The sequence below is a fragment of the Novosphingobium sp. GW835-FHT14H07 genome (genome assembly GCF_058793515.1).
This window is the reverse complement of sequence record NZ_JBXAFX010000029.1, coordinates 1-15,042: the sequence shown is the minus strand read 5'-3', so window position 1 is coordinate 15,042 and position 15,042 is coordinate 1. Positions and strand designations below refer to the sequence as shown.

Annotated in this window: 19 protein-coding genes; 6 read left to right on the top strand and 13 right to left on the bottom strand. The window is 64.8% G+C overall.

The genetic code is table 11. The features are described from left to right. Nucleotides 1-110: 110 nt before the first annotated feature. The 3 genes from AC1Q5P_RS18445 to AC1Q5P_RS18435 form a co-directional block, all read right to left on the bottom strand. Nucleotides 111-668, bottom strand: coding sequence for a hypothetical protein (locus AC1Q5P_RS18445; protein WP_079731397.1), 558 nt, complete (start codon nt 666-668; stop codon nt 111-113). 499 nt (nt 669-1,167) lie between these two features. Continuing rightward, the gene (locus tag AC1Q5P_RS18440; protein ID WP_006949404.1) at nt 1,168-1,503 is read right to left on the bottom strand and encodes a single-stranded DNA-binding protein; all 336 of its coding nucleotides are present in this window, start codon (nt 1,501-1,503) and stop codon (nt 1,168-1,170) included. A gap of 477 nt (nt 1,504-1,980) precedes the next feature. Next, on the bottom strand, nt 1,981-2,325 hold the full coding sequence (locus AC1Q5P_RS18435; RefSeq protein ID WP_039336869.1) for a thermonuclease family protein: 345 nt from the start codon (nt 2,323-2,325) through the stop codon (nt 1,981-1,983). A 312-nt stretch (nt 2,326-2,637) separates the two neighbouring features. On the opposite strand from AC1Q5P_RS18435, the gene AC1Q5P_RS18430 reads away from it, so the two are divergent. Further along, on the top strand, nt 2,638-2,826 hold the full coding sequence (locus AC1Q5P_RS18430; RefSeq protein WP_139384056.1) for a hypothetical protein: 189 nt from the start codon (nt 2,638-2,640) through the stop codon (nt 2,824-2,826). Nucleotides 2,827-2,844: 18 nt separating this feature from the next. Here the strand turns inward: AC1Q5P_RS18430 and AC1Q5P_RS18425 are convergent, their stop codons facing one another. Both AC1Q5P_RS18425 and AC1Q5P_RS18420 read right to left on the bottom strand, forming a co-directional pair. Then, nucleotides 2,845-3,534, bottom strand: a complete 690-nt coding sequence (locus AC1Q5P_RS18425) for a pentapeptide repeat-containing protein (RefSeq protein WP_492519723.1) — start codon at nt 3,532-3,534, stop codon at nt 2,845-2,847. Nucleotides 3,535-3,667: 133 nt separating this feature from the next. Then, on the bottom strand, nt 3,668-4,792 hold the full coding sequence (locus tag AC1Q5P_RS18420) for a DUF3800 domain-containing protein (RefSeq protein ID WP_492519722.1): 1,125 nt from the start codon (nt 4,790-4,792) through the stop codon (nt 3,668-3,670). Here AC1Q5P_RS18420 and AC1Q5P_RS18415 point away from each other — a divergent pair. Then, on the top strand, nt 4,733-5,965 hold the full coding sequence (locus AC1Q5P_RS18415) for a DUF1173 domain-containing protein (RefSeq protein ID WP_492519721.1): 1,233 nt from the start codon (nt 4,733-4,735) through the stop codon (nt 5,963-5,965). The two genes, AC1Q5P_RS18420 and AC1Q5P_RS18415, sit on opposite strands and share 60 nt — an antisense overlap. A 6-nt stretch (nt 5,966-5,971) precedes the next feature. On the opposite strand, the gene AC1Q5P_RS18410 is transcribed toward AC1Q5P_RS18415, so the two are convergent. The 6 genes from AC1Q5P_RS18410 to AC1Q5P_RS18385 form a co-directional block, all read right to left on the bottom strand. After that, nucleotides 5,972-6,475 (bottom strand): hypothetical protein, encoded by a 504-nt coding sequence (locus AC1Q5P_RS18410; RefSeq protein ID WP_492519720.1) that lies wholly within the window; start codon nt 6,473-6,475, stop codon nt 5,972-5,974. Between the two features lie 88 nt (nt 6,476-6,563). Then, nucleotides 6,564-7,076 carry a hypothetical protein gene (locus AC1Q5P_RS18405; protein ID WP_492519719.1) on the bottom strand — a complete coding sequence of 171 codons (513 nt, stop codon included), beginning with the start codon at nt 7,074-7,076 and terminating at the stop codon, nt 6,564-6,566. Nucleotides 7,077-7,122: 46 nt separating this feature from the next. Continuing rightward, nucleotides 7,123-7,614: a hypothetical protein gene (locus tag AC1Q5P_RS18400; RefSeq protein WP_492519718.1), complete on the bottom strand. Its 492-nt coding sequence runs from the start codon at nt 7,612-7,614 to the stop codon at nt 7,123-7,125. Further along, nucleotides 7,611-7,952, bottom strand: coding sequence for a hypothetical protein (locus AC1Q5P_RS18395; RefSeq protein WP_492519717.1), 342 nt, complete (start codon nt 7,950-7,952; stop codon nt 7,611-7,613). Before AC1Q5P_RS18395 ends, AC1Q5P_RS18400 begins: the two co-directional genes overlap by 4 nt. Next, nucleotides 7,939-8,403 (bottom strand): hypothetical protein, encoded by a 465-nt coding sequence (locus AC1Q5P_RS18390; RefSeq protein ID WP_492519716.1) that lies wholly within the window; start codon nt 8,401-8,403, stop codon nt 7,939-7,941. The genes AC1Q5P_RS18395 and AC1Q5P_RS18390 overlap by 14 nt, the downstream gene beginning before the upstream one ends. A 51-nt stretch (nt 8,404-8,454) precedes the next feature. Next, nucleotides 8,455-9,075 carry an SOS response-associated peptidase gene (locus tag AC1Q5P_RS18385; RefSeq protein ID WP_492519715.1) on the bottom strand — a complete coding sequence of 207 codons (621 nt, stop codon included), beginning with the start codon at nt 9,073-9,075 and terminating at the stop codon, nt 8,455-8,457. Between the two features lie 97 nt (nt 9,076-9,172). Here AC1Q5P_RS18385 and AC1Q5P_RS18380 point away from each other — a divergent pair, with 97 nt between their 5' ends. Continuing rightward, nucleotides 9,173-9,364: a DUF6771 family protein gene (locus tag AC1Q5P_RS18380; RefSeq protein ID WP_037486461.1), complete on the top strand. Its 192-nt coding sequence runs from the start codon at nt 9,173-9,175 to the stop codon at nt 9,362-9,364. 11 nt (nt 9,365-9,375) lie between these two features. On the opposite strand, the gene AC1Q5P_RS18375 is transcribed toward AC1Q5P_RS18380, so the two are convergent. Beyond that, nucleotides 9,376-9,732 (bottom strand): hypothetical protein, encoded by a 357-nt coding sequence (locus tag AC1Q5P_RS18375; protein ID WP_492519714.1) that lies wholly within the window; start codon nt 9,730-9,732, stop codon nt 9,376-9,378. Between the two features lie 162 nt (nt 9,733-9,894). Continuing rightward, the gene (locus AC1Q5P_RS18370; RefSeq protein WP_492519713.1) at nt 9,895-10,413 is read right to left on the bottom strand and encodes a DUF736 domain-containing protein; all 519 of its coding nucleotides are present in this window, start codon (nt 10,411-10,413) and stop codon (nt 9,895-9,897) included. 446 nt (nt 10,414-10,859) lie between these two features. On the opposite strand from AC1Q5P_RS18370, the gene AC1Q5P_RS18365 reads away from it, so the two are divergent. The 3 genes from AC1Q5P_RS18365 (at nt 10,860) to AC1Q5P_RS18355 (ending at nt 15,005) form a co-directional block, all read left to right on the top strand. Further along, on the top strand, nt 10,860-11,828 hold the full coding sequence (locus AC1Q5P_RS18365) for an AAA family ATPase (RefSeq protein WP_238532675.1): 969 nt from the start codon (nt 10,860-10,862) through the stop codon (nt 11,826-11,828). A gap of 359 nt (nt 11,829-12,187) precedes the next feature. After that, nucleotides 12,188-14,335 (top strand): S8 family peptidase, encoded by a 2,148-nt coding sequence (locus AC1Q5P_RS18360; RefSeq protein WP_492519712.1) that lies wholly within the window; start codon nt 12,188-12,190, stop codon nt 14,333-14,335. Nucleotides 14,336-14,351: 16 nt separating this feature from the next. Continuing rightward, nucleotides 14,352-15,005 carry an HNH endonuclease gene (locus AC1Q5P_RS18355; protein ID WP_492519711.1) on the top strand — a complete coding sequence of 218 codons (654 nt, stop codon included), beginning with the start codon at nt 14,352-14,354 and terminating at the stop codon, nt 15,003-15,005. Nucleotides 15,006-15,042 lie beyond the last annotated feature (37 nt).

Genomic DNA, 15,042 nt, shown 5'->3' with positions numbered 1-15,042 from the left:
AGACCTTTCCAATCCACGGATCGTGGGTTCCTAGGCGATAGTTCGCCACCACGCCATAGGAGCATCGCCGGGGTGCGCCAGGCCTGACCTGATGCTCGAAGTGCGAAGGTTCAGGCCGCGAAGAGTTCGCCCTGGGGATTGGCAGCGCCCGGGCCCTGACGCCGCAGCGGCGCGGGCTTGCGCAGCAGCGCAAGCACAGCCGGCTTGATCACATAGACCGCATGGCGTCCGCCGCCGCGGTTCTTGTGGTTGGTGGCGTAGCCCGCATAGTGCCGGCTCATCAGCCCGGCGCGGACCAGATCGGAAATCGCGCGGCTGACATTGGCGCGGCCAACCGCCTGGACCTGCTCCTCGACCGCGGCCTCGATGCGCACCGCATCACGAACAGCGTCACCGGTCAGTTCGTGCTTCAGCGCAGCGGCCACGCGCGCGCGCAGCGCCGCCCGCCGTGCGGGCTGTTCGCTCATCGGCAAGAGCTGGGAGCAGAGCCATTCGCGCAGAAGCACCGGCACACCGCCTAGCGCCACGAAGGGTCCGGCTTGCCCTCGCCCGTCGGCAATCTCGGCGACCAGCTGGAGGACAAGAAACGCGTAGCGGGGGCGGTTCGAGGCTTCGACCAGGACCGCGTAGATCCCACCGACACCAGTGATTTCTTGGGCTCGTTCCATCGAACAGTATTGAGCACAAAAGGTGAATCCTGTGAATCCCCTTTGTGCCTTGCCCTGTCGTTTGTCGCCCGTGACACTTCGCCCGGAGGCGCCATCTGACTTGCGCGGCCGAGCGTGCTGCCTTCCCCCGCGACCACGTTAGTGATCGTGCAGCCATGCTCGATGACCCGCCCTCCGCGCATGTCACGGGCGCAGCGCAACATGACACTCCGCCTAAGGGCAAAGTGTCACAAATGGCATGCCCGGAGGGGCACAAGCGCAGACCCGGCAGGCAAAAAAATAGGGCCAGCTTGCGCCGGCCCCTTGGGAAGTTTTGGGAGAGGATGCCTGAAAGGCATCCCTCATATGGGTTCGCGCCCTCCATGCTGCAAGTGCGAAATAGACGCCGCGCATTGCCTTTTTCGCAATCGGTGTTTCGCCCGTCGCAGCGACTACATGAACGATGGGGGGCTGGCCTTGGCCCAATGGGAGGCGGCAGCGCCGCCTCCCGGGCTCGGGTTTAGAGGAAGAGGACTTCCTCGGCGACAATCTCGACCGCGTAGCGTTCGACGCCCTCCCGGTCGGTCCACTTGGAGTAGTGGAGGCGGCCCTGCACCTCGACCAGGTCGCCCTTCTTCTTGTGCTTGGCGACCGAGGTGCCGAGGCCGTTGAAAGCGGTGACGCGGTGGAATTCGGCGAGGGTTTCGGTGTAGCCGGCCTCGTTCTTGACCGTCTTGCCATCGACCAGCTTGGGGCGATCGGTGACGAGGGTGAACGAAGTGATCGCGGTCTCGCCGGCGTGGCGGGTTTCGGGAGCGGCGGCGATGCGGCCGATCAGGATAACGAGGTTCTTCATGGGGTATTCTCCGTGGCTTGAACTCGGCGGAACCGCCCGCCGATGAACATCACAGGCAGGGCCAAAGGCCCGGGCCCGCACCGAACGCATGTGAGGGAAACCCAAAAGCGAGGAGTGGTGCGGCAAGCCCGAAGGGCTTCACGGTCCGCTGCTTTTGGGTTGCAGCCAGGGACTGGCCCTGCAGGGTTCATCGGCAAACGAAGGGCGGTTTCGTCAAGTCAGGCTCAGCGGATCCCCGCAAAGATCAGATCCGTCAGCCTCGGCCATTTCGGCAGGACCTGCTCCCACCCGCCAGCGCCCGCGCAGCGGGCATTGCCTTCCTCGGCCCCCGCTCCATACTGGTCAGTGACGCACGGTCACACGGGGCCGGGCCCAGCCCCTCCCGTCCAGTGCCATGCGCTACGGCAAGGCTATTCGTCAGATGCGCAAGAAGGCGGCCGCAGGCGAGCATGGATCGCCTGCCCTCGATGGGGACGCTCAGCGCCAAGGCCTCGCGAGGCCTTGCGCGACCAGATAGTCGCCGGCATCCACGCCGTTCACCGAGACCGAGGCGAGCGTCCGTCCATAGGGGGCGGTGCCAAGTCGCGTGATCGTCACCTGTCCGCGCGACAGCAGCCGCGTCAGGGCAACCCGCGAGGCTTCGCCTGCGGCAAAGTCACACCAGGCGTAGGACCGTCTCCGGTCCTGGCACTTGGGACTATCGGGCAGTTCGGGTGCATCGATATTGGCGATGCGGACACGCTCGCGGCCGCAGCGGATCGTGTCGCCGTCGTGAACAGAAGGCGACATGCAAAGGGCGGCGGCAGCAAGAGCGATCGGCATGGGTAGAGCCTAGCGCCCTCGCCCGCCCGCACCAACCAGCCTCGCCGCTTCCTCCACTGGCCCCGATCGTCACCCGAAGGGCCGGCATCCATGCCGGCGAGCTTGGGTGGGCGGCGGTGCGAAAGCGCCGACGCTCCGCCCTAGCGAGTAGAGCGGGTCGCCGCGGCGCCCGCGTGGGACGCGGGCCCCGGGGTGCCCCCTTCCCTCCCCGCCTCGCCAGACTCCCGCAAAACCGGTATGAACGCACTTCAACCCGGCCGCACTGGCCCCGCTGCCGCAGGCAGAGCCATCTAAGGGAAAGGATCCCGGACCATGGCTGATCCTCAGATGATGCCAAGCGCCCTGCAGGTGGCGCGCGCGATGACTGAGGTGCTGCGCGCGAAGCTGAGTGTCTTAGCGGCTGAAGAGGTCACGCTCTCCCGCGAGGAAGCCGCGCTTTGCCTCGGTCTTGCCGAAGGCGTGACCGAAAGCCTGGGACAGGACGCACTTCAGGACCGGTGAGCCGCCCGGCCCTGCGACCTACCGGACATTGAGCCCCAATTCGCCCAGCAATTGCCCGGCCTGCTCGCGCGAGATGGTCGCCCCGCGAAACAGCCCGGCATCGACGAGGCGCAGCCCGCCAAGGTCAGCGCCGCGCAGATCAGAGCCGTCGAAGCGCGATCCCGCCACCATCGCCTCGCGCAGCGAACAATCCTCGAACACCGTCATGCGGAAGTCGCCCTTGCGCAGATCGGCACCGGACAGATCGACCCGGCGCAGGCTCTCCTTGCGGAACGAGAAGCCGGGCAGCTTGGCAGAGACCAGCAGCACTTCCTCGAAGTGGATGTGCATGGCGCGCGCCTCGGTGAAGTCGGCGCCGGTAAGCTTGGAGCCGGTGAACCGGCTCGAAGTCAGGCTCGCGCGGCGCATCGAACAATTGTTCCAGTCGCCGCCGACGAACTCGGCTTCGCTAAGGTTGGCGCCCGAGAAATTGGCGAACGGTCCCCGGCAGCCCTGCCAGACCGTACCTTCAAGCTTTGCTCCCGTCAGATCGCTGCGCCGCAGGTTGCAGCGTTCGAAGCGCCAGCGGGTAAGGTCGAGCCCGGAGAGGTCGGCCTCCTCGAGGTCGCAGTCGACGAGTGTGCGCGGGGCGCTGCCGATCAGACGCTCGATGTCGCTGCGCGCTAGCGTTGCGCCGGCGATGGGCTGCGAAGCGAAGAGGTCATCCATCACGCGCCCGGTCGCCACGCGCCAGCTCGGGCGGGTTGGCACAATGTTCCCGTTGTCAGTTGGCCGGGAGTGCGTATATAGGGAGCACAAGTGGACTGGGGGTTCCCGGTCGGCGTCATAGCCTCGGTGAGTTTCATCGGGGCTTTTCGCTTATTTGGGGCGGGAAAACCTTGAGCCCCCAGTTTTCATAGCCGCTGCCGACATTCTCGCGCCCGCCGTCGCAATAGAACTTGCGGGTCAGGACCTCGAAGGCGCGATTGTCCTGGCTCGGCCGCAACACACTCATGCCGATTGGCCTCGCCACCAGGTCTGCGAGCTGGAGCCCGGACGAGTTCGCCTTCTTGTCGGCAAAGACAATCTCGAATGGCAGGGGCGCCCCCAGCTTGTTCTCGCCGTCGCAGATCCTGCGGAACTCCAGTTCGAGGTCCTTGTCCTCCTTCTTGCCGCGGCACTCGAAGACCACGTGGGTCTTCTTGGCGTTCTGGTTCTTCTCGATGAGGAACTCGTAGAGCGTCCCAAGGCAGAACCCGAGGGCGAGATGATAGGGGTTGTCGCGTTCGACATCACGCGCGCCGAGCCGGTGCTTGTCGATCACGCAGCTGATCAGGATGAAGTTCGACTTGTCGATGATACCGCTGAGGCCATCGATGAAACCCAGCTTCTCGGCTTCGTTAGCGAACTTGAAGGGGCCGGTTTCCTTGCGAATTTCTCGCTCGTGCAAGATCACAATGTCGTCGCCGAAATGGTTGAACTTGAACTTCTCGAGCGCCGGGACGACCTTCTCGCTGTAGTGCTTCTTGTAGAAGACGCAGAATGCGAGGACGAACAGCGGGTAATTGGGATCGACGGTCTGCATGCCGTGATCCCCGCTCTCATCGACGTAGACGATGAAGTTGCTGAAGCGCCCCGTGGGCGTGGTCGCGCTCTTGCGGTCCTCGACCACCGGGTCGAGATCCAGATCGAACAAGGAAAATTGCTGTTCGGAAGCCGTCATCGCGCCGTGATGCCAGCGCGGCACCTGCAAGCCAAGCCGAAGCGGGGTTTTCCACACACCACCCGCGGGCACAGCAAACCTTGCCGCACCCGCAAGGCCGGCATAGACTGGCCCGGCGTGCCCATCCGGGGCCGCGTCAGACGAAGGAGATGCGCGAGAGGTCGAACGGGCAGCGTCGATCGCGAGAAATTGGAGCAGACCCCAATGATCCAGCGATACCGTGTGCTCGGCCGCAGCGTGGCCGAAGGCGATGAACTTCAGCACGTGCTGCGCGAGGCCTACGAGCGCAAAAGTCCGGTCCTTTGCGAATGCCGCAAGGGAACCCAGCTCCCCCTCTACATCTCGCACCGGCAGAATGGCTACGTGCTTGCACGCTGGCCGGGCTCAGGCGCGCGCCATGCGACCGCCTGCGATCACTACGACGCCCCTGATTACCTCACCGGCATGGGCCAGGTGCGTGGGTCAGCCGTGCTCGACGATGAGGCGAGCGGCGAGACCAGCCTGAAGCTCGGCTTCCCGCTGTCGCGCGGGGCGGCCCGGCTCGCGCCCGCAGCGCTTACCAATGACAAGCCGACGGTGAAGTCGTCGGGTCAGAAGCTGTCGATGCGCGGGCTGCTCCATGTGCTGTGGGACCGGGCGGAGCTCACCCACTGGCATCCGAAAATGGCGGGCAAGCGGACGTGGTTCGTGGTGCGCCGCGCACTGCTCGAGGCGGCGGCAAGTTGCCGAGCCAAGCAGGAAGCCCTGCCCCACGTGCTGTTCGTGCCCGAGAGCTTCAAGGTCGAAGAAAAGGAGGAAATCCGGGCCCGCCGCCGCGCGGCGCTTGCCCGGGTCTATGCCTCGCGGGACGAGATGATGGTGGTCGTGGGCGAGATCAAGGAGATCGTTCCCGCGCACGGCGCAGAAAGAATCGTCCTGCGCCATGTCGGCGACATGCCCTTCGTGATGGACCAGGACATGGCCCGGCGCTTTCACAAGCGGTTCGCCGGCGAACTCGCACTGTGGCAGGCGCAGGATGGACCGAACGGCAAGTGCGGTCACCTGGTTCTCGCCGGCTCGTTCGCACGGCGGCGTGAGGGCACCTTCGACCTCATCGAGGTGGCGCTTATGCCGGTGACGCCCGAGTGGCTGCCCTATGAGACCAGCGACGAGCGCTATCTCGTCGGCAAGGCGGTCGCGGAGAAGCGGCGGTTCGTGAAAGGCCTGCGCGTCAATCTCGATACCGACACGCCGATCGCCAGCCTCGTGCTCAAGGACACCGGCGAGGAAGCCAGCGCCATCCACATCCACGACCGCGACAACGAGGTGGCGGAACCCCTGGAAGCGCTGCTCGCCGGGCAAGGCGTCGCGCACCTGCTGTGGAAGGAAGGCGAGCCGCTCCCGGCCCGCGTCAGTCGGCCGCCGCGGCGCAGCTGGGACGCTCAGCAGGCCGCCTGAGCGGGCTCAGTGGTCCGATCGGAGCAGCGGTTTGGTCGGCAGCAGGTCGAGACGCCGGGGCGTGTCGCCAATTGCCCGCAAGGCTTCGAGCCGCGCCGCGACTTCGCCCTCGTGCTGGGTGATCTCGATGCGATTGAGGCCCACGATGGTCCAGACCGAAAGGTCAGGCCGCTCGGTCACGTGGACCGAGTAAGCGATGGGCAGCTTGTCGGGATAGAGCCAGAGCAGGAGGACCGGCAGCGCGGCGAGGTTCGGTTTGCCGTCGATCGCGGCGAGCGTCATCACGCCATTGTCCCGATCGTAACGGCAGGTGATCCCGAGCGACTGCGGGTGCCCGGCAAGGCCGAGGATCGTCTCGCGTGGCCGGGCGCCGAAGATCGCGTCGAGTTCGGCCGGGGGCTCGGCCTCGGCGTCTTCGACCACCTCGGCGAGGAACAGTTCGACTGCGGCGAAGTGCGCGGCTTCTTCACGGGTGCAGGCAAGTTCGAGCGTGAGCGTGATCGAGGACATGGGCTATGGCTTTCGTGTTGCCGCGCGCCGACGCGTCCCGCTGCCAAGGCACAGGATAGAACGGTCGGAAGACACGGAATTGAACGGATCAGAGGACGAGGTGGCGCTCGACGTGGGTGCGCTCTCGCTCGCGCTGGAGGTTGAAGACGGGGACGCCGTGACTGGCCGCGATGCGCAGCGCCTGGCCGGTGCCGCCCGAGGCCTCACCGTCGGCGGTCCAGCACAGCACGAATTCCGCAGGGCTTTCGAGGGTCGCCCCTAGCACCTGGAACACGTTGCGCGTGTGGAGCGCCTGGACGAAGCCCGAAAGCCCGGCAAAGGCCGGATGGTGCGCGGCAGCGATCACGCGTGCCATGCCCCAGAGCTCGGCACCGAGCGTCTCGGGATGGAACTCGCTGACCGAACCGCGCCAGGCCGCCGCCGGCAGAAAGATCTGCGCATCGCGGCCAGCCCCGCGTTCGAACGCGCTGTCGGCGCCGATCGCGTGGCCCGAGCGCAGGACATAGCCGCGCTTGGTTAGCGCGAAGGCAGCCCGGGTCATCAGACTGAGAATTTCGGGCGGCGTCGTGCGCGCACCGATCCCGGCATAGAAGCGAGGCATGGGCTGGGACTCCCTCAAAGGAACGCCCAGTTCCCGCCCCCTCCCCTTACCCGGTGTCCGCGGCAGCGACCGTGGCAGGACCGTAGGCGGCGAGCAGGTTGCGGTGGAGCACCGCGTTCTCAGCGGGGAAGAAGCTGCCGTCGGCGTTGGCCCGGGTGATCTGGAGCGCGGCGGCGATAACCTCGCGGAATGGGCGCATGACGGCGCGCGAGCCGTCGTAAGTTACCGGCTGCGGAAATCCCGCCGCTATCCAGGTGGCCGGTTCGACAAGGTCGTCGAGCCAAGCCTGCCCGTCTTCGGGCAACGTCTGTTCCGATGAGACCAGCCAGAGCGTCCGGTATGTCCCGAAATCATGGGCATTGGCGACCAGCGCAAAGCCGAGCGGCAGCGGCGGCTCGCCGTTAAGGGCAATGATCGCGGCCTTGTAGGCGAGCAGTTCGAGGGTGTTGGCCGCGGCGAAGTCCGCGCATTGCCCGAGCTGCGCGCAGGGCTCATCGGCGGGACCAGCGCCGAGTTCGAGGATCCGGTGCCGGCTCATCGCGCGGCCTCCTCGCAGGCGTCGGGATACCAGGCGAGTTCCACCGCGTCCGGATGGGCGGCATCGAAGGCCGCGATGCGCGCATGGGTGATGAGGCCCTCGCGATCCCTGAGCCCGACATAGCCGCCGTAAAAGCGGCCGCCCGCGTGGGCGAACTGGGCGTGGACGTCGTCACACACCGCCTCGGAGACGAAGAAGCCCGGCACGCCGGCGATGTGTGCCGGCGGCAGGACGCCAAGCATCTCGTCGAAGAAGGCCTCGCTCACCCGCGACAGCGGGAAGCGGGAGAGCACTGCCTCGCGCGAGGCGGCCAGCAGGGCTGCGTCAGCTGCGGTCATCGCTCGCCCCTCCGGTCACCCCGAAGGCCGGAATAGTCAGTTTGGCGCGGGCCATCTCGCGCTTGAGATCGCGCAGCCGCGTGAAGCTGTTGATCCACGACGGGGGGAAGAGGACGTATTCGTCTTCGCTCGCCGTGTAGTCGCGCATCGGGCCTTGCCCGTCGAACAGGACGATTTCGGGGAGATAGGCACCGAGGCAGCCGCCCGACCAGCGGCGAAACGGCAGGCCGTGCTCGGCGCAGAAGGCATCGATCTCGGGGATTTGCCCGCCGTTGAGTTCGGTGCCGTAGAGCTCGAGTGGTTCGCTTGTCGGAAGCGCCGCGGGATCGAAGGGTTCGCCGTCCCACTCTGTGCGCAGGTCGTAGTCAGCCGCGTGCGCGGCAAAGGTTTCGAGATGTTCGCGCGGCAGTGCGCCGCCGATGGTGATGTGAACGGGGGCTCGGTCGCCCATGGCCGGGTCCTTTCGCTTGGGTCTGATCCGACCGGCGAAGCCCCCCTCCCCTCAGCCTGACGTCGCCGCGGACCTCCCTGCCCCCCAGCGCGCGGCTGTACGGTCGATGGCGAGTTCATCGGGACAGGTCTGGCATAGCGCGAAGGCTTCGGCGGGCGTGCCCGCGAGCCACTGCTCCCAGCTTTCTCGTGCGAGGACGACGGGCATGCGGTCGTGTACGTCGGCCATCTGCGGGCAGCCATCTACCATCACCATCGAATAGGCCGCGCCCCACTCCTCGGTCGGGCGCCACAGCCCGGCGACTGCAAAGACGTCTTCGCCCGCCAGCGAGTACCAGGTCCGGGTCATCTGGCCCTTGAGGCCCTCGGCCTCGGCCCAGGCGGTGACGGGGATCAGGCAGCGCCGTCGCTCGAAGCTTGGGCGCCAGAATGCAGTGCCGAGCTTGTCCTCGCGCGCGTTGTTGACGGGCTTGGGCTTCAGCGGCTGACCGTGCTTCCCTTTCAAAGCGAGCGGGAAGCCCCAGGTCATCACCCGCGCCTCGTCCTCGGCGACGACGAGGCCGGGGTAGCCCGGGTAAACCTCGGCGGCGAAGTTCGCGCCTGCGCTGTTGCGCGCGCCGAACAGACGGGCGATTTCCGCAGGGGCCTTGGTCATGCGGTACAAGTTGCACATGGGCTGATGCTCGGCGGACCGCCTTGCCCTATCAATCGGGACGCGCGGCGGCACCAACCACCTTGCAAATATGTTCTCTCTATGTTCTTTTGATGGCATGGAACGAATCGATACGTCTGCTGTCGCCCATGCGATCCTGGACGCCCCGGGCTGGGCGCGGGTCGGGATCACGGCCCCGAGCTCCTGCCTGCGCGAGGATGCCGCGCTCGAACTCGCGCGCGTTATCGCTGATGCGGTCGACGCGCCGGCGAGTGTGCCGTCACCTGAGCAGTCGACCCTGCCGCTCTGAAGTGCGCCTGCTCAGCCCACCGGGCGGGCCAGCAATGCGTCGATCTGCGGGTCGAGCGGAAATCCGAAACGCCGGGCGATCTCGGCGGCGTGTTCGAAGTCGGCCGCGCTGACGTGGAGCGAGCGGGCGAGATCCGCGAGCGTCTCGGCCTCGCGCGGCGCGGACAGCGCATGTAGATTTCCGTGCGCGAGCGTCACCGCAAACGGCCAGGTCATGGCGACGCCGACCACCTCTTCGGTGAGCACAACCAGCGTGTCGCCGGTGCGGATGGCCTCGTCGCACTGGACCGCGTCATAGGCATTGCCGGTGCTGGCAAAGGCGTGGTGGCGCCGGGTGGTGAATGCGAAGCGTTCGCTGTCGGTCAGCATTGTGGTTCTCCGAATATCCCCATGCAAATGAAGAGGCGGAATGCCGGGCGGGGGGCAGTGCCGGCGTTCCGCCTCAGGCCGCGCGGGGGGCTCATCTGCGGCCTTTGCACGAGGACGGGGACCCGCTTGGGGTCCCCGCCGGTTGGAGTTGGGACAAGCCGATCAGGCGTCGACGAGCGGCGGCAGCGCGCCATCGTGTTCGGCGCCGTCCTTGGCACCCGCCCGGCCGCGCTTGGCGGGCGGGGTCGCGGTGCTGTCGCCCAGGCCGTCGCCAGCCTGTTCTTCGCGACGGTCGCCGCCGGCATCGTCGGCCGGGAACATGTCGCTCTCGCCGTATTCGGCGGTGCCGAGGCGGTTGTCACGGCGGCGCGGACGCTGCCAGGCGATCGCCATGGTGCCATCCTCGCGCGGGAAAGCGGCGATGTAGAGCGGCTGCGCCATCGACGGGTCGTCGATCTTGCCCTGGTAGAAGCTCTCGCCGGTCGAGTTCGAGGAGAGTTCGAAGAGCGCGCCGACGATCACCCAGCGGCGCTGGTCGTTGAGCGCGACGATCTCGTAGCGGGGCGCGCGGGGGTTGCTGGAGGTCACCGGCCGCAGGCCGATGGTGCGGGTGATGGTGAGCGTTTCGACAGAGCCGATCAGCTGGCCGTTGGCGTTCTTGCGGATTTCACCGATGTTCATGGACGTTCTCCTGGTAGGATCGATTGCGACCGAACCCCTTGTTCGATCACCCTCTTCCCCCCCCCTTCCCTCCCGGCCGTCAGGCCGAAGCTGCGGGCGCTGCCCGCAGGTAGAAATCCGATTGAATTCCCGGAGAATGCTCGGCGAAAGTTTTATCCTAATTTGCTCTCTGGGAGCTGCGCCGGTAGCGCTCCAACCTGTGCAGGCTCGCCTCGCGCAAAACCGCTGGTGGTTGCCTCACGCAGCCCGGTAAAATGGGGCGGCTTCGACGGGCGATCGCAATGTCGCAGCTGCGGTCTGAGCCAGCCCGGATGATCGTATGCCCTTGGGGTAACAATGGCGCTTCAAATTTCAGGAAGCATGACGTATCGCTGGCGGCGCAACAGGTCTCCGACGCGAGGGGATGGAAAGTAGAATAGATGTCAAACGCCAAGCAAATACTGGCGATGTTACGCAGTCGCGCCGAAGGCGACGACGCCCAGTTCTATTCTATTGCCTTGCAAGTTGCCGCTTCGGAAGCCCGTCAAGGGCACCGTGACACTGCGAATGAACTCCGTTCCGCAGTCGATGCCGCCCGCGGCGCGGGCGGGGTCAAGGCATCTATTCCCGTATCTTTTGCTGCCCCGCGCGGCGATCTCGAAGGACTGCTCGACTACCGCGATCCTGTGGTTGATCTTCAGGACGTGATCCTGAGTGCGTCCGTGTGCGAACGGCTCAATGGCATGCTGCTGCAGCAACGCAAGCGTGATTGGCTGCGCGAACATGGCAAGGTTCCTTCACGCAGCCTGCTGTTCGTTGGCCCTCCGGGATCGGGCAAAACCATGACGGCCGAGGCGATCGCCGGTGAGCTGAAGCTTCCGCTCTTCATCATTCGGCTCGAAACACTGATCACCCGCTATATGGGCGAGACCGCCGCAAAGCTGCGTCTGGTTTTCGATGAAACCCGTCGTCGGCGCGGGGTCTACCTATTCGATGAATTCGACGCTGTCGGCGGTCATCGCACCGCGACCAACGACGTCGCTGAAATGCGCCGGGTGCTCAACAGTTTCCTCCAGTTCATGGAGGAAAAGACCTCGACGGACAGCCCAATCATCGCTGCCACCAACCATCCGGAGCTTCTGGACCGAGCGCTTCTACGCCGGTTCGATGACGTGCTAGAATTTGAGATGCCGACCGCCGCGCAGATTCGCGCGGTGATCAAGGCCAACCTCAAACCCCTCAAGTTCCAGCGCGCTGGATGGGCTGCGATCGAGCAGGCGGCGCACGGGCTGAGCCAGGCCGAAGTCGCCCGCGCTGCGGATGAAGTCGTCAAGACCGCGATCCTCGAGCAGAGGAAGCAGACGACAACCCAGGAGGTCGTCGCCAAGCTCACTGAGCGCCAGGCTATGCGAACGGCGTTTGCGGTGAAGCGCTGAGCCCTGTGAGCGAACACGACCGACCGCACATCGATATCACCGCGCTTGCCCAGCGACGTACTTTCAAATCGCCAGGCAGTAACGCGCGCCAGCGCGCGCTGAACAGGGTTCGCGGGGATCACGGTCTCCGCCTCATCGCGGAAATTGGCAATGCCTTTGCAGAGGCTGAGGCCGGACAGCGCGGTCTGCCTGAACAGCCTGCAGACCTCGAGCCTGCTGGCGGCGTCTTCATTGAGGTCGAACTCAATCGGAGCGCAGGCGCCACCAACCTTGAACGGCAAAGGGAGGGCACACGGCAAGCGGCCGAAATCGTCGACGAAAACGGCGTACGCCGCATTGCCCTGTTTGTCCCGGATGACATGCGCGATGCCTTTTCCCAAGTCTTTGAGGACTACACAAACGGGGAACTGAGCGAAAAGGGATCGCCGCCCAAGAAGACCCGGGTCGAACCGATCGAGCACATTCGCGCGGCTCGCCTGCAAAGTTTCTGGCGCGATGCTCCCGAGGCATTGCCGGAAGATCCCCAGGCGCAGATGTGGTGGGCGCTCTGGTGCTTCAACGATCGCATCGACAGAGTTCTGGGCAGCGCCGCGGTGTTGGGGCTGCATGTCGGCAACCCCGACACCTTTCTGCGTTTTCCGGAGACGACGGTGATCCCGGCATACGGACGGCGCGCATCAATCGAGATGTTGCTGTTCGCAACCGCAGGCATTTCGGAGCTGCGTCGCGCGAGCGACAGCCCGTTGGTGTTTACCCGGGACCTGAAGGACGACGTTCCGGCTTTTATCGATGATCTCGCAGAGCGTGTAACCTGGCCCGGCAATGACGCGCCGGCGGTCTGCCTGCTCGACACTGGGGTCAATCGGGCGCATCCCCTGATAGAACCCGCTCTGTCGCCAGAAGATCTGATGGCGATCGACACGGCCTGGGGCGGGGACGATCACGAACACGGCGCTGGCCATGGGACCGGCATGGCCGGTCTTGCCTTGCATGGGGATCTTGTCGGTCCGCTCGCGAGCAATCTGCCAATTGAGCTCATCCACCGCCTGGAATCGGTCAAGATTCTGCCCCCTCCCGGCGTGCCGGACAATGATCCCCATTCCTACGGACCGATCACCCAGAGCGCCATTCTGCTCGCGGAGATCAACAATCCGGATCGTGACCGTGTTTTCTGCATGGCGGTAACCAACGAGGGGCGCAGCGGATCAGATGCGACGGCGTGGAGCGCGGCCATCGACCAGGCGGCGGCCGGAGCGGAATCGGACGATGCTGAAAATCCGTCGCCTCGGCGGCTGATACTGCTCTCTGCTGGCAATATTCCCGACAATTCCATTGCCGCCGAAATCGCAGATGCTGATGCTTTCCCGGCAGAAGACCCTTCCCAGGCGTGGAATGCCCTCACGATCGGCGGATATACGGACAAGACCGGGATCGGCGAGGCAGGCTACGACGGTTGGACCACGGTGGCACCGGTTGGTGCCGCCAGTCCTTACAGCCGGACATCCTTCCTCTGGGACACCAGCCAATCTCCGTTCAAACCCGAACTCGTCTTCGAGGCTGGGAACAGGGCGCTCAGCCCGTGCGGTGCAGAAGCGGTAGCGGGACTCGATTCCCTTTCCCTCCTTACGGCCTCCCGCCTCGTCGCCCAGAAGCCGCTGGACGCATTCTGGGCGACAAGTGCCGCAACCGCTCAGGCGGCCCGGATGGCGGCTCAGCTGACTGCTGCCTACCCGCATTACTGGCCGGAAACGATCCGCGCGCTGATGGTGCATAGTGCCCGTTGGACCGGGCACATGGATCAACTCGTCGCGCAGTGCGCGACAAAGCGAGAAAAGGCCCACTGCCTCAGGCGGTTCGGTTACGGTATCCCCGATCTGGGCCGTGCGATGGCGTCGGCCATCGATGATCTCGCCCTGGTTGCACAAAACACGATACGTCCGTTCCGGATGGAAGGCGGGAGCGTGCGATTCAACGAGTCGCATATCTATCAGCTTCCCTGGCCCCAGGACGTGCTTGAGGCGCTCGACAACACTCGGGTGAGATTGAAAGTTGCCCTCTCCTATTTCGTGGAACCCAACCCCAGCTTTGCCACCAATCTGGACCCGGCACGCTATCAGTCGTTCGGCCTGCGTTTCGATCTCAAGCGCTCACGTGAGACGATTGGGAACTTCAATCGCCGCAACAATGCCGAAGGATACGACAAAGACGCTCCGCGCGCGGTCAATGAAACGAACGACGGCTGGCTATTTGGCGAAAAGCAGATATCGTCGGGTTCGCTGCATGTCGACATCTGGGAGGGGCCTGCCGTCGAACTTGCCGCCCGCAATGCTCTATATGTCCATCCGATCTCGGGATGGTGGCGCGAGCGCAAATCGCTCGGAAGATATGGCCAAGAGGCGCGCTACGCGTTGGTGATCAGCCTTGAGACGCCGGGCGTTGAAGTCGACCTTCACACGCCAATTTCCGCATTGGTCCCCGTACTGGTCGAGGTCCCCATCGAGATTTGAATAGCGAGCAAGGCCAATGCCGAAGCCTTCGATCCGGGCCATTCAACGCCTCTACGCCATGTCAGGCAATCGCTGTGCGTTTTCCGGCTGTACTGCGCCCATCATCGAAGACAGCCCAGGGATGGCGGGCATCAACATGGGCGAAATCTGCCATATACGCGCCAGCAAGCCAGGCGGTGAACGCTATGATCCCGAACAAAGCGACGCTGAACGCCACGGTTACGAGAATCTCATCCTGCTATGTCGTCGGCATCACAAGCTGATCGACTCCGACACGATTGAATTTTCCGTGGTGAAGCTCCTCGCGATGAAGCAGGAGCACGAGCAGTTGGCTGGCCGTGCAGAGAACACAGCGGACAGGTTTTCAGCAAAGCGCCTTCTTGATGCGATGGACCGCATCACAATCCCCGACAACAAGGGCACCGTGGTCATTGCCAGCGCTGGCTCCAATGTCAGCATCCGTCAGCCGCGATCCCGTGTCACGATGGCACCTCTTGCGGGAACCATCGGTGCTGATCGCGATATGCTGCGGTACACGAAGTATCTCGCGAAGCAGTATAATGAATTCGCCTCGTGGGCTCCGCATCGTACCGAAAAATTCCGGCCCGCGGTGATATATGCAAACATCATTGTGGAGCGGCGTGCAAAATTGACCCCCTTAGCGGGGTGATCGGCGTCTAAAATTGACCCCCTTCATCTCATTGTGA